The organism is Aquabacter sp. (genome assembly GCF_965279295.1).
Taxonomy (GTDB): domain Bacteria; phylum Pseudomonadota; class Alphaproteobacteria; order Rhizobiales; family Xanthobacteraceae; genus Aquabacter.
Genome location: NZ_CBDIHQ010000014.1, coordinates 87,617 through 100,271, shown reverse-complemented (window position 1 = coordinate 100,271; position 12,655 = coordinate 87,617). Strand labels below are relative to the sequence as shown.

General features: G+C 60.3%; 13 protein-coding genes. 8 read left to right on the top strand and 5 right to left on the bottom strand.

The window, feature by feature from the left end:
* Nucleotides 1-41 precede the first annotated feature (41 nt).
* Both ADADO0_RS09545 and ADADO0_RS09540 read right to left on the bottom strand, forming a co-directional pair.
* Nucleotides 42-1,580, bottom strand: coding sequence for a tripartite tricarboxylate transporter permease (locus tag ADADO0_RS09545; protein WP_511304899.1), 1,539 nt, complete (start codon nt 1,578-1,580; stop codon nt 42-44).
* 6 nt (nt 1,581-1,586) lie between these two features.
* Nucleotides 1,587-2,141 carry a tripartite tricarboxylate transporter TctB family protein gene (locus tag ADADO0_RS09540; protein WP_511304898.1) on the bottom strand — a complete coding sequence of 185 codons (555 nt, stop codon included), beginning with the start codon at nt 2,139-2,141 and terminating at the stop codon, nt 1,587-1,589.
* A 450-nt stretch (nt 2,142-2,591) separates the two neighbouring features.
* On the opposite strand from ADADO0_RS09540, the gene ADADO0_RS09535 reads away from it, so the two are divergent.
* Both ADADO0_RS09535 and ADADO0_RS09530 read left to right on the top strand, forming a co-directional pair.
* Entirely contained in the window at nt 2,592-2,822 is a 231-nt protein-coding gene (locus ADADO0_RS09535) for a hypothetical protein (RefSeq protein WP_511304897.1), read from the top strand.
* A 74-nt stretch (nt 2,823-2,896) separates the two neighbouring features.
* The gene (locus tag ADADO0_RS09530; RefSeq protein ID WP_511304896.1) at nt 2,897-3,379 is read left to right on the top strand and encodes a hypothetical protein; all 483 of its coding nucleotides are present in this window, start codon (nt 2,897-2,899) and stop codon (nt 3,377-3,379) included.
* A gap of 6 nt (nt 3,380-3,385) precedes the next feature.
* Here ADADO0_RS09530 and ADADO0_RS09525 read toward each other — a convergent pair whose 3' ends face one another.
* Together ADADO0_RS09525 and ADADO0_RS09520 are read right to left on the bottom strand one after the other, a co-directional pair.
* Nucleotides 3,386-3,949: a hypothetical protein gene (locus tag ADADO0_RS09525; protein WP_511304895.1), complete on the bottom strand. Its 564-nt coding sequence runs from the start codon at nt 3,947-3,949 to the stop codon at nt 3,386-3,388.
* A gap of 129 nt (nt 3,950-4,078) precedes the next feature.
* The gene (locus ADADO0_RS09520) at nt 4,079-5,791 is read right to left on the bottom strand and encodes a hypothetical protein (RefSeq protein WP_511304894.1); all 1,713 of its coding nucleotides are present in this window, start codon (nt 5,789-5,791) and stop codon (nt 4,079-4,081) included.
* A gap of 359 nt (nt 5,792-6,150) precedes the next feature.
* On the opposite strand from ADADO0_RS09520, the gene ADADO0_RS09515 reads away from it, so the two are divergent.
* Together ADADO0_RS09515 and ADADO0_RS09510 are read left to right on the top strand one after the other, a co-directional pair.
* On the top strand, nt 6,151-7,368 hold the full coding sequence (locus tag ADADO0_RS09515; RefSeq protein WP_511304893.1) for a tyrosine-type recombinase/integrase: 1,218 nt from the start codon (nt 6,151-6,153) through the stop codon (nt 7,366-7,368).
* Nucleotides 7,369-7,534: 166 nt separating this feature from the next.
* Entirely contained in the window at nt 7,535-8,650 is a 1,116-nt protein-coding gene (locus ADADO0_RS09510; RefSeq protein WP_511304892.1) for a hypothetical protein, read from the top strand.
* A gap of 13 nt (nt 8,651-8,663) precedes the next feature.
* On the opposite strand, the gene ADADO0_RS09505 is transcribed toward ADADO0_RS09510, so the two are convergent.
* Nucleotides 8,664-8,978 (bottom strand): hypothetical protein, encoded by a 315-nt coding sequence (locus ADADO0_RS09505; protein ID WP_511304891.1) that lies wholly within the window; start codon nt 8,976-8,978, stop codon nt 8,664-8,666.
* A 251-nt stretch (nt 8,979-9,229) separates the two neighbouring features.
* On the opposite strand from ADADO0_RS09505, the gene ADADO0_RS09500 reads away from it, so the two are divergent.
* The 4 genes from ADADO0_RS09500 (at nt 9,230) to ADADO0_RS09485 (ending at nt 12,514) form a co-directional block, all read left to right on the top strand.
* Entirely contained in the window at nt 9,230-9,868 is a 639-nt protein-coding gene (locus ADADO0_RS09500; protein ID WP_511304890.1) for a YoaK family protein, read from the top strand.
* A 148-nt stretch (nt 9,869-10,016) separates the two neighbouring features.
* Complete coding sequence (locus ADADO0_RS09495; protein ID WP_511304889.1) at nt 10,017-10,343, top strand: GrlR family regulatory protein; 327 nt, start codon at nt 10,017-10,019, stop codon at nt 10,341-10,343.
* A gap of 369 nt (nt 10,344-10,712) precedes the next feature.
* On the top strand, nt 10,713-11,414 hold the full coding sequence (locus ADADO0_RS09490; RefSeq protein ID WP_511304888.1) for a hypothetical protein: 702 nt from the start codon (nt 10,713-10,715) through the stop codon (nt 11,412-11,414).
* 164 nt (nt 11,415-11,578) lie between these two features.
* Nucleotides 11,579-12,514: a hypothetical protein gene (locus ADADO0_RS09485; RefSeq protein ID WP_511304887.1), complete on the top strand. Its 936-nt coding sequence runs from the start codon at nt 11,579-11,581 to the stop codon at nt 12,512-12,514.
* Nucleotides 12,515-12,655 lie beyond the last annotated feature (141 nt).

Here is a 12,655-nt window from a genome sequence, read left to right as displayed (position 1 = left end):
GGGAGGCGGCCTTGTGGCCCTGTCATCGCTGGGGTGGAACGCTATTCCACCTCGCTCGCCGGCTGGGCGCCGCGCGGGATCCAGCCCGCGCGCTTCAGTTTGCGCAGGCGGAAGGCGATCTGAGCGATGACCAGAACCAGCGCCAGGAACAGGAACACGGCGCTGATGGGACGCTCGACAAACGTCATGAGATCGCCGCGCGAAATCAGCATGGCGCGGCGGAAGTTCTCCTCGAACCTCGGCCCCAGAACGAACCCAAGCATGATCGGGGCGGGGTGGAAGCCGAGTTGCAGCAGCAGGTAGCCGCCGAGACCGATCACCAAGGTCTCGCCCACCGCGAACAGATCGTTGTTGGCGCTGTAGACACCGATGCAGATGAAGAACAGCGCGCTGGGATAAAGATAGCGATAGGGGATCGAAAGCAGCTTCACCCAGATGCCGATCATCGGCACGTTCAGGATCACCAGCAGAATGTTGCCGATCCAGAAGCTCGCCACCAGTCCCCAGAAGATGTCGGGATGCTCGGTGATGAGCTGTGGACCCGGCGTGATGCCCTGAATGATCAGGGCGCCGAGGATCAGCGCCATGACGCTGTCGCCGGGAATGCCCAGGCTCATGGTGGGGATGAAGTCGCCCTGCACCGCCGAGTGGGTCGCTGCCTCCGGGCAGGCCACGCCCTCGATGGCACCGCGCCCGAAACGCTCCGGCGTCTTGGAGATCTTCTTCTCCGTGGCATAGGCCACGAAGGAGGCGATGGTCGGCCCGGTGCCTGGAATAAGGGCGCACAGGCTGCCGATGAGCGTGCCGCGGATCATCGCCGGGAAGGCCAGCTTCAGTTCCGCCTTGCTCGGACGCATGTCCGAGATGCGCACCGTCTTATGCTGGGTGGAAATCTTGGCGACCCGGTTCACGCTCTTGAGGAATTCGGCGATGCCGAAGATGCCGAGCGCCAGGGCGACGATCTCGATGCCGTCCAGCAATTGCGGCGAGCCGAAATTGAAGCGCGGCTCGCCGCTGTTCACGTCGGTGCCGCACAGGCCGAGGAGCAGGCCGAGCACGGTCATCGCCACGCCCTTGAGCGGCGAACTCTTCGCCAGCGTGGAGCCGGCCAGCAAGCCGAGGAACATCAGCGAACAGATCTCCGCCGGCCCGAACTTCAGCGCGACCCCCACCAGGACAGGCGCGAAGAAGATCATCTCGATGATGCCGAACGATGCCCCCACGAAGGAGGAGATCATGGTGATGCCCAGCGCCACGCCGCCCTTGCCCTGTTGGGTCAGGGGAAAGCCGTCCAGGCAAGTCACAGCGTGCGGGGGATGGCACGGCAGGTTGAGCAGGATGGAGCAGATCGCCCCGCCGTACTGCGCGCCATAATAGATGCCGGCCAGCATTAGGATGGCGGCCACCGGCTTCATGGCGAACGTCAGCGGCAGCAGCACCGAGATAGCGGCCATGACGCCCATGCCGGGTAGCACACCGACAAGGTTGCCGAACAGCACGCCGACAAAGCACCAGAGAAGATTTTCCGGCTGGAGCGCGACGCCGAAGCCGCCCCATAGATCGTTAAGTGCAGTAAACATGGCGCCTCACCAGATCACAAGCTGGAATGGAATCTGCAAGGCGTACCAAAACAGCCCCGCCAATACGCTCGTCATCACGCAGGCGAGCGCCAAAGCGCCCTTCCATGACATCGTGCGGTCGCCCATGGCCGAAATGAACACCAGCGCGAAGGTCGCTGGCCCGAAGCCGGCATATTCGGCAAGCACAATGAAGGAGATGATGCCGGAGATGATGCAGAGGCAGCCGCGCACATCGGGAAGATGGAAGGTCTCGCCCGGCTCCACCTCGACCTCGCCGGAGCCGTTGAGTGCGCCCGACACGGCGATCGCGGCGCCGAGCGCCGCGAGGATCACGCCGAGGATGACGGGGAAATAGCCGGCGCCCATATGGGTGAGGCTGCCGATATGGTGGCGCAGGCCTTCAAGGATGGCCCCAACCCCGACGCCGACCATGAGAAGGCCGCCGTAGATATCGCGCCTGGACAGAAAATGGCGGGCGAACACGTCCCGCCACCCCTCGCCGCCGCGCGAACCCGCGCCGGGCAAGCGGGCGGATTTATTGCCCGTATTGGGAACCGACATCACTCAGGCTTCCTCTCTCACGCACCGGTCTGCGCCGGCTGTTCGGTTTCTGCACAGGCGCGACGACGGGAATAAAGCCGCCCCCGATCCGCGTCAGACCTTCCCCTACGCTAACAACACCTCACGCATGGGAAGCTTACTTCAAAATCAAGCGGATTATCCACCCAATTACATTACCTAAAGTCAGTAAATACCGCTAGGTAAGGCAATTTATTGCAGCATCATTCGATATATACGCCATCTATATTTAGGAAAATCGATCATTTTATTGAAAAACGCAAAATGTTTTTTTCCAACTGGGAACAGAACATCTTACGCAAGGGCATTTTTGCGCCCCGCAAATGCAGAGGCTCGAAAAGAGGATGCACGACGCGTGCTCGACACGCGCGTTATCGCAGGGCACACAGCCCAAGCCTCGAGAAAGGCTTACGTCAGATACCGGAGATACTCATGGCCGAGATTCCCGCCTCGATCCTCACCGGCCTTCGGGTCAACTTCGTCCATCCCGACGAACTGGGCAGCGCGCTGATCCTGGATCTCACCACCGATGAGGGCGAGCAGCGGTTCGTCCTGCCGTGCAACCCGGCGCTGAGTAGCGAAACGGTGGAGCAGATCGGCGATGAACTGATGGCGGCCCTCGACAAGCTGATCGCCCCGTCGGACGACGACGCGGCTGAATAGCGAAAGCGCGGCAGGCGGCGGCACAAAATGGCGAATCCGGGCGTTGCTACCTCGAACCTGGCAATGAGGCCCAAATGATCCGCCAAGCCGCCCTTATGAGAGCCGCCCCTCTCGTCGCACTCCTGATCTGCACCGGTGCGACGGGGGCATGGGCCCAGGCCCCGACTCCTACCCAGGCTCCGGCGGTGCCGGCTGTGCCCAACCCCGCGCCGCTTCCCGTTCCGCCCCCGGCACCTAAGGCCGCAGCGAAGGCCGCGGCCAAAGCTGAAGCGGCGGCGGAAGCGGAAGGTGGAGCCGAGACGGCCCTGGTGCTCGCTTGCAAGGAGCGCGCGCTCTCGATCCTGAGGCAACGCTCTCCCTCGATCGAGGATCTGTTCGTCGACATGGATGGCGTGACGGTGGCGAAGGCGGACGTCTCGGTTGGCGACACCAAGATCCACACCGTCATCATGGGCGAGGCTTACATACAGCGCGACCAGACCGACAAGGTGCACCGCTTCCTGTGCCTGACCGGCGAAAGCGGGAAGGTGCTGATGACCTTCTTCACCGAACGCTGATCGCGCTCACTGCTGGCCGATGCACCTGACCGTGCCGGACATACGCACCTCGCGTGAGGGAAGCGCTATGGTCATGTCCTGCACCAGAGCGGTGCTGAGGCCGTTGGCGGTCAATTCCTTATATTGGGGACAAAGCTCGGGCTTGCCCGGCCCGATGATTGCCGAGAACACCACCTGCGCGGGCTCGATCTTGACCGGCGCCTCGTCGTCATATCGGCGGTCGATCAAGACCCGGCGCGCCTCGAGATCGAACAGCGACAGCGTGCGGTTGGGGCCGGTCCCCTGGTCCAGCACAAGCACGCCGCCGGTGAGGCCGAGGACGTAATTGGCATCGTTCGGGCCGCCGACGCTGTAATCGCCGGTGCGGCGCTGGAATTTGCAGGCTCGGGATTGTCCAGGGGTCAGGCGCTGGACCAGGATATCGCTGCCGACCGCGTTTTCGCGCGCCGCGTGGACCACCTGGAAGTGTGAGCTGCGCACGCAAACGGGCGCCGCCTTCGCCGCCGCTGCGCCGGTGGGCGCCAGCAGCAGCAGGCCGAGAAGTGCGACGGGGATCGCGCGCTTGGGCATGAAGGACTCCGGCGGAGAGGACGCTAAAGCGGTTTCAGCAGAATTCCGCGTGATGCGCCAGCATCCTACCGCGAGGACACCGACATCGGTTGTCTTGCCTCAACCCTTCTCGCCTTAGATTTTCTTGCCTCAAGCCTTCCGGGACTCGCGCCGGATCAGCGCCGCCGGCAGCCAGAGGGTGGCCTGGACGGGCGCGCCGGCGCCCTCGTCGAACACAAGACCCCCGTCGCTCTGCGCCGCGAAGCGGGCGACCAGACGCAGCCGGGTTTCGCCCCTCACGCTCGCCTCGCGCGCGGTGCCCTCGGGACTATCCAGGGCAAACGCGATGGCCACATAGTCGCCTGGGGTCAGCCCCTCCACCTCCACGTTGCGCACCATCCGCCGGCTGGCCTCGACGGTCAGGCGCGCGCCGGCGGGTGCAACCTCCTTGAGGCCGAGCACCAGATCCACCAGCGCCAGATCGAATCGGGCGGGGTCGACGAACACATCGATGGACTGCTCTTGCATGTCGGGAAGTTCGAGGGGTGGCCAGATCGATCCCATGAGCAGTTTGTGGGCGGCAATGAGCGAGGTGCTCACATTGACGATGCGCGCCTCCGAGCCGCGCGCCCGCACACCCGCCAGGAGGCGCTGCACCGTGGAGACGCCATGCGCCGCGCCCTCGACCGCCTCCTTCAGGTCGACGTTGAACGATTCGTTGCGCTCACCTGCCGGTGCCGCCTGCGGCAATTGCTGGCGCACAAGCGCCAGCAGCGTCAGCACCACGCCCAGCAGTGTGTCCGCACCGCGCTCGACCCGGCTGGCCGGCTCGCCCGCGATCACGTCGACCGGCTCCCGGCCGCGCGTGCGTGGCACCGTGTCCGCGCCTGAGGGTTGCCAACGCAATAGTCCGCGCAGAACCAGCGCTCCGGCCGCTGCGAGAATGCCGCTGACACCAGCGGCGGCAATGCCGTAGCTCGCCAGGCGGCCGTACCAGGGGGTCAGTGCCTCCGCCTCGCCCACCGCGTAGATCAGGGTGAGCGGAGAATTGGGCAGGGTGCGGAATGCGGTGATGCCAGATTTGCCGTCGAGCCCGCCTGCGCCTGATATCAGGCCGGAACTCTGCGCGGCCGCCCGCGCCACCAGTTCCGGTGGCGCTTGCATGCGCTCGCTGGCATTGCGGGGGCTAGGGGACCGGAAAATCAGCGATCCGTCCTTTCGCATCAGGGCTGCAACGGCGTTGCTGTCCGGCGGAAAGGCGCCGCGATAGAGCGAATGAAAATATTCCGGGAAGATGGTCACAGCGGCGACGCCCCGAAACACATCATCGCGAATCACGCGCCGGCTGGCGGTGAAAGAAACCGAGCGGGAGAACTGGCCTCGGAACGGCTGAGAGAAGAATAGGCCGTCGTGTCCCGCCTTTCCCGCCAGAAAATACTCCCGATTCTGCACCTCATAGGGCGGCATCGGGAACGCACGGCTGCTCGCCGCGAGGCTTCCTGCCTCGTCCACAAGGAAAACCGATTCGAGAGAGGGTAGCCGCCGCTGCACTTCCAGCAGTGTTTTGTGCACTTCGCCGTCCGTACGCAATTCCGCCAGTGGACGGTTGGCGATCGCCAAATCCACCTGGAGCAGCGCCACATCAATTGCACGGAACACCGAATCAACGTGCTCCGCCAGCATGTAGGAGGTGGCCAGCGCCTTCTGCCTGGCGTCCCGCATTTCCACGGCCCGGTCATACCAAGCCACCCCGGCGAACATCAGAAGAGGCAGCGCCACGCACAGCGCCACAAAGCCCACAAGCCATTTGCGGCGCAAACGACCTTCGGTCGCACGCTCGAAACGCATGAAGCGGAAATTCATGCTGGGCCCACCCCCGAGGGACGGCGCAGCCTATTCCACCCATGGCGCAAGAGCGAATCGTGTGGACGAAAGAGGCTGTGAGGAGGCGAACCCGCGCGAGATTGTCATGCAAACGCAGCGGAAATGGCGGGAAAATACCCGGCAAACCCTGGGGATTTCAGGGACGCCCGCACCATCTGGTCATTTTCAGAGAGTGAAGTGGTGGAGCCAGGCTCCACCTAACTTAGCTATCTCGGGATTTCCGGACCACCCACGCATCCGCTGACAGCGCTTAATTTCTGCCCCCTTCTCTGTCCCGACATTTCTTGACGTGTCCGTAGAGCGCAGTATTTTGTTGGGGTGAATGTTGGGGTGTCGGGATGGCGAGGCAAGTCAACAAGCTGACGGCGCGGACCGTCGCCTCTCTTGCGAAGCCGGGACGGCACTCGGACGGTGGCGGCCTCTACCTCGTCATTGATGCGACCGGCGCCAAGCGCTGGGCATTCTTGTTCCGGTGGCAAGGCAAGTTGAAGGAAATGGGCTTCGGAGGCGTGACGTCGGTATCGCTGGCGGATGCGCGCGAGAAGGCAGCAGCAGCACGCCGTCTCATCGACACCGGGAAGAACCCCATTGAGGTGCGCAAGCACGCTGCCGCCGAGGACGCCGCGCGGATGACGTTCGGAGCCTTCTCCGATCAACTCGTGGAAGACATCAAATCCGGCTTCCGCAATGAGAAGCACCGCTGGCAATGGAAGCATACACTGGAGGTCTATGCCGCGAAGCTTCGCGACCGCCCCGTTGACGAAATCAGCACGGAGCAGGTGCTGGAGGTGCTGCAACCTCTCTGGCAGTCGAAGCAGGAAACGGCCTCTCGCCTTCGCGGCCGAATAGAGCGGGTGTTGGACGCGGCTAAGGCCAAGGGCCTGCGCTCGGGGGAAAACCCGGCCCGCTGGCGCGGTCACTTGGACAATCTGCTCCCCCGCCGCCAAAAGCTCCAGCGTGGCCACCATCCTGCCTTGCCCTATGCCGAGGTGCCGGCCTTCGTAGCGGAGTTGCGCACGCGGGAAGCTATTGCGGCGCTCATGCTCGAATTCACCATTTTATGCGCCAGCCGCACGGGCGAGGTGATAGGCGCAAGGTGGTCGGAGCTGGATCTGAAGGCCAAGGTGTGGACGGTCCCGGCCTCGCGGATGAAGGCAGGCAAAGAACACCGCGTGCCCCTGGGGTCTCGCGCCCTTGAAATAGTCGAGACAGTGAAGCCGCTGCGCACTGAAGGCGATTTTCTGTTCCCTGGCCCCAGGAAGGGCAAGCCGTTCTCGAACATGGCGATGCTGGCATTGATGAAGAACCGCATGGAGCGCACTACCATAACGGTCCATGGGTTTCGCTCATCCTTCCGCGATTGGGCGGGCGAATGCACGAGCTTCCCCCGTGAGGTCGCCGAAGCCGCCCTTGCCCATATCGTGGGTGATGAGGTCGAACGCGCATACAGGCGGGGCGACGCGCTGGAGAAGCGGCGGAAGCTGATGCAGGCGTGGGAGGATTTCGTCACAAGCACGGGCGCGGCCGATAACATCGTCCCTATTCGCGCGGGGTGACGTGGGGGGCGGGTATGGCGGACGCCATCCGCGCCGCCCTGAAGCAGCGGGTGTCATCTTCGTTGCCGAGAACGGGGAGGGGCCGGGGGTGCGGCTCAAGAAGGTGCGGGATGAAGGCACGCCACCCGGCAAGCTGAACGCGTCAAACGACGACTGAGGGGGCCAGATGTGGAGGCTAGTTGACGCCGCTCGTTTACTGGCCCTCTTCCTCTACATCCGGATGATGGGGAAATGGGTGGCAGCCCCATTGCTCAACCCTCCAAAGGTCGCTCCCGAACTCAGTTCCTCTCTTTCGTTGATTGGCTCCCGGTTGGAAGTTGGGAGGGCACCAGGAAGTGAGCTGGCACGTGCGCTGGAGCTTATAGGCGAATTGCCGCTCGAAAACATTGAGCAGGCTGACAGAGCAATCGCCTTCTATGCACGTCTCTATCAGCAAGCACCCAAGATAGGAGTTATCAGCTGGCTTAGGGGGCGCCGAAATGCTCGGCACCAGTTGGTTCGCGAAGCTAATCTCGCTTATCTTTTTCTGTTTCATCGCAACGGCCACTTACGGGAGGCTGCCCTGAGAGCGCTTGTGGGTGGGATTTCGTCTCCATTTTTCTTTGCAGTTGTTGCGTGGCGGCTGAATGATTGGGTGCCTGAGGTCCGACAGGCAGCTGTGGACTGCGCAGGGCGCTGTTTCCCGAAATCGGACCCGGAAGTAGTGGCCCGTTGCGCCGCCGTGCTTCTCATTCGCCGACTTGCCTGGGAAAGGTGGAGCGTCGAAGACAGAGTTCTAGACGAGGCGTTTGCACGACCCGACGTTGCTGCATGCTTAGCGGACTTGATAGTCCAGAGCACAACAGGCCCCCTTCCAACCCTGCTACGGGCCGCGCTTCGAATCCCAGCACTCGATCTGCATTTGTCGCGCATCGCATTCAGTGCAGTTCAGCCGGTTGTTCGCGCCACAGCTCTCAGGATACTCATCGATGGTGTTGCGGAGTGGCCATCACGATATGGATGGGAGTGGATCGACAAGTCGATGGGCCTCCGTGTCCGCAAGGTCGTGTATGATCGGCGTGACCTGGCTGCTCCCATGGACCGCCATAAAATAATCGAACGCGGCATTAGTGATCGGTCAGCGATAGTGCGCCGTGTTGCAATTACGGGCGTCGTGCAGCACTTGCGCGGTACAAAGCAAGGGCTTAGCTACGCGCAACAGCTCCTGGAGGATTCTTCGCCTTCCGTTCGCGAGTGCGCGCAGTTCATCATGCGCGATACCCCGGATCATCCTGAAGGATAGTGGGAAATCTGAATCAGATTTCGGCGCAGGGTGGAAGTTTTGCACTATCCTTTATAGCCTGCTGCAATTCTGGAGTGATGCCCGACCACAATGTAGATTGCTTAAGAGCCAGCTCGAAGCCCTGATAGTGTACAGCACGAATGATCTGCCTGAACCAGTCAACATAGGACCATTCGCGCGGCTTTGGACTATAAAGGCAACCGCGCTCAGCGTCCCAATGAACCTCCATCGCCTCGCGGTAGATATGGGCAAAGGCCGCCGTCGCCGGCTTCACCCACAGTGATCCTCTCTCGTCGATCCCAACCGCCTCAATTGTATCCGTACGCATCGCGCATCTCCCAACACACGATGCAACTAGCTTCAAATGCTGGCAACATTCATGGGTTCACAACCTAGCCTTCGGGCCTGTCGATGAGGCCATCGCCCGCAGCATGTCGGGCATATCGACAGCATCACTGTAGACAGTTCAGTTGCTCGGCAACTTATCTGACAATAGGCCTCTTCTCCGGTCTGCGGAAACAAAGCCTGCGGCAATTTGGGTGCCTGTGTCGCGCGGTGGCATCGTGCTTATGCGGCGGCATGCTTAGATACGACATCAAAACGCGGACGTTGGCAGCCTGTCTTTCTGCGCTCGCGGGATATGTGGACGCCTTAGGGTTTATCGCGCTCGGCGGGTTCTTCGTCTCCTTCATGAGTGGGAATTCTACCCGCCTGGGCGTGGGCATAGAGGGGGCGCGTGAATCCGCTCATTGGGCCATCGCAGCGGGCCTGATCGCCACCTTCGTCATGGGCGTCGTGGTTGGCACTGTGCTTGGGCGCTTCATCCGCCGCAGGCGACATGTTGCGCTTCTCGCATTCGTTGCCGCGCTGTTGGCCGCTGCCGCGATGTGCCATGCACTTGGACTACTCGCACCATCGGTCGCGTTGATGGCTTTCGCTATGGGGGTCGAGAACACAGTTTTCGAACGTGATGGGGAGGTAAGCATTGGGCTCACTTACATGACCGGAACGCTTGTAAAGCTGGGGCAGCGCATAGCCTCGGCATCAATGGGTGGGCCGCGTTTTGCGTGGGTCGCGTACCTCGTCCTCTGGCTTGGCCTTGTGTCCGGTGCAATTATGGGGGCGCTCGTCTATCCCTATCTCGGCTTAGGAGCGCTGTGGTTTGCGGCAATGGGGGCGGCGCTCCTGGCTGTAGCGATGGCTAAGGTGGACCTATAGGCAGACGGTATATCGCCTCTGCAAGCGGGTGAGCCCGCGCTCAATCATCTGACCCTCGCGGAAGATAAAGAGCTCTCGACTCCAAGCTGTGCCTTTGCCATTCTGCACGTATCGAATCCCGCGCAGATGGGTATAGAGGAAACGCTCCATGATCGACGGTCTCTACAAGGTCCATTTCAAAACCCCGCTCGGATACGGATCAGGGGTTGTGCATCTTCTGGATGGCCGCGTTAGGGGCGGCGATGCAGGTCTTTACTACACCGGAACGTACGAGGTCAGCGGAGATAGCTTTGGCGCAACCGTTCTGACAGCAAGGCACACGCCGACGCCTGGGTTGGGCTCGGTCTTTGGCGTCGACAGTGCAAGCATTGAGTTAACCGGCACAATTCTACCCGGAGTGCTGACCACAAAGGGAACAGCCGCAATCGCTCCCGGTGTCACGTTTGATGCTGTACTCACTCGTATTGCAGATTAGACGAGCCCACGAGTTACACCGCCAACTGCCTCAACTGCTGGTTCCTAGGGTTGAGGTCCATATCGTCTGACCCCAAGCGCGTCCGGGCACAACGGGCTCACTGATTGTGGCACTTGCGGCCGGGATCAATGGGGCGGCACGCGACGCCTACCATGAGACAATCGCTCACGCTTCCTGACGCGAATCCAAACCAGCGAGCCACGGCGGCGCGCTGGTGCGTACTTCCAAGTCAACGGCTATATCCGCGAGGTATCAAACGCTGACCGCTATCGTTATGCGTTCGCGGCGGCTAGGGCATGGTCACCATGACCATGCCCTCGCGCAAAACAGGGTCGTCACTGACGCGACGGTGCTGCGCTTTCCTTCAAAGTGCTCGATAAGCACCTTAAGGATGTTGCTGTTTTGGATTTTAACCCGGTGCTCGGCTACATGGCTAAGCTTTTCTTCAATGCCCATGCTCATAGCTTTCAGAGCGGGCTCAGAACGCTGCAATCCAGCTACAAAGTCAGCTCCGACGCACTCCGGAACGCTCTAATCGTCGCCCGCCACTCGGCCCAAGCTTATGAGGACGCTGTTCGGGAAGATCCATCAGCATGGATAGGCGAGGAGGAAGGCGGGGAAATTCTTTGGTGCCAGTCTCAGTTCAACGAGATGGAGATCGAACAAACGGAGGCCGCATTAATGTCACTCCGGAAGGCTTATGCAATTGCAATCTACCACTTCTGGGAGCGAAGCGCTATCAGATGGACCGAAGCGCACAAATCTCACCATAATAAATTGGCTGAACTCTGCATTAAATGCGGCCATCCGATTCATATTAAATTGTGTAATATCCAATATTTGGCAAATTCACTTAAGCATAATAGTCAGGAATACGGTAAAAAACTTCGAACTGCTTGGCCAGATGTCATTCCTGGCCGCCCTCAGAAATTTGGAAGCGCCACCGAATGGTACGATTCCATCCATCTAACAGATGCCCATATCCAAGAGATTTTCGAGGTCCTGTACGCGTCTGGCCCCCAGGTGCATGTTGAGCCGTTAAGTTCGGTTGCGAATGCCAGCGAGACGTAGGGGCGACGGCTCGCTTCGGCTTGTGGCGCGCGGCTCTGCGCCAGGGGTCAAATCAAGGCCGAGCGAGTTGCTGTGACGCGGATGCTGGGAGGCGGCGAGCTATGAGGTAGCGTTGATCTCGAAACCCCGCTTAAATCTAAAGCTGGCGGAAAGGGATGGGGTCAGTGGCTGGCATAAAAATATCCAACAGCAGGAACGTGACCATACGCGGAGTGTCCATTTCAAATTCTGACGTCGGGGTGGAAGTTGTAAACTCGGATGTCAATGTCGAAGGGCTTTCATTCAATAATGTTCGAATCCCTTGGCTAACAGATGGCACTTCATCGGGTCGGGTGCGCGGAACCCGCATTAGAAACGACCCTAAGCTTAGACGCGAAGATGTGCGCACTTCCGGCTGGAGCCGACCAAAGGGAGCGCCGCTCCCGCTTATGTGCCCGAACTGCCAAACAGTATCTGCATCAAAGAATTATGTATTCGGCGGTATGTACTGGACTCTTTGGAATAACAACGAAGAGTGCCCCCAATGCGGATATCCGTCCGCGAAATTAGCTGAAGGTTTTTTTGATTTAAGCAATGAATTAGCGAAGATAATATCTGCTCCAGATCTGACTCATGATCTGATTTATATATTGCAGATAGAAATTAAATCATCATTTAGTAAAATACCATTCAATTTAATTGAAGACGTTACGTCTATAAACTCTTCCATTGGCGCTTGGTTGAGGAAGGCAGCTGTAGCGATAGGGTTTGGCGGGGCCATTGGGCTTCTATCGCTTAGCTTAGATGCGGCATCATATCTAAAGGACAGTGACGACACCCACTACGCAGCGATGCAATCTATCGAAGCACGTCAAACACATCTTCTAGAAAAGATACTCGGCGAGCTTGGAAATCGCACTGCCGAGGCTGTGGCGTCGAAAGAGGCCAAAAAAGGCGACCGCGTTGAACAGCATAGCGGCGGACCAACCGAGGCTCAGACCATAGATAAATCTGTGTCGACGAAATTCACTGCTAGCCCCAAACCAAAATCTCGTGAGATTCAGAGAAAGGCCAAGGCCGACGCTCGTCGAGAGCTTAACCCGCGTGCTCGGACGAAGTAGCAATATTATACCCTCCCGTCCACCTTCGCTGTCACCTACTTAGGCACTCAATAGTCAGCAAGTAGGGCGTTGCGGCCCATGGGGCTGGGCATCGCCGCGCGGCGCCGATGCGGCTCAAGATGTTGCCAATTGTTCTCATTT

Excerpts from the sequence above, each read along its gene's own strand:
- ADADO0_RS09545 (WP_511304899.1), bottom strand. The coding sequence starts at position 1,580 with ATGTTTACTGCACTTAACGATCTATGGGGCGGCTTCGGCGTCGCGCTC.
- ADADO0_RS09540 (WP_511304898.1), bottom strand. The coding sequence starts at position 2,141 with ATGTCGGTTCCCAATACGGGCAATAAATCCGCCCGCTTGCCCGGCGCG.
- ADADO0_RS09535 (WP_511304897.1), top strand. The coding sequence starts at position 2,592 with ATGGCCGAGATTCCCGCCTCGATCCTCACCGGCCTTCGGGTCAACTTC.
- ADADO0_RS09530 (WP_511304896.1), top strand. The coding sequence starts at position 2,897 with ATGATCCGCCAAGCCGCCCTTATGAGAGCCGCCCCTCTCGTCGCACTC.
- ADADO0_RS09525 (WP_511304895.1), bottom strand. The coding sequence starts at position 3,949 with ATGCCCAAGCGCGCGATCCCCGTCGCACTTCTCGGCCTGCTGCTGCTG.
- ADADO0_RS09520 (WP_511304894.1), bottom strand. The coding sequence starts at position 5,791 with ATGAATTTCCGCTTCATGCGTTTCGAGCGTGCGACCGAAGGTCGTTTG.
- ADADO0_RS09515 (WP_511304893.1), top strand. The coding sequence starts at position 6,151 with ATGGCGAGGCAAGTCAACAAGCTGACGGCGCGGACCGTCGCCTCTCTT.
- ADADO0_RS09510 (WP_511304892.1), top strand. The coding sequence starts at position 7,535 with ATGTGGAGGCTAGTTGACGCCGCTCGTTTACTGGCCCTCTTCCTCTAC.
- ADADO0_RS09505 (WP_511304891.1), bottom strand. The coding sequence starts at position 8,978 with ATGCGTACGGATACAATTGAGGCGGTTGGGATCGACGAGAGAGGATCA.
- ADADO0_RS09500 (WP_511304890.1), top strand. The coding sequence starts at position 9,230 with ATGCTTAGATACGACATCAAAACGCGGACGTTGGCAGCCTGTCTTTCT.
- ADADO0_RS09495 (WP_511304889.1), top strand. The coding sequence starts at position 10,017 with ATGATCGACGGTCTCTACAAGGTCCATTTCAAAACCCCGCTCGGATAC.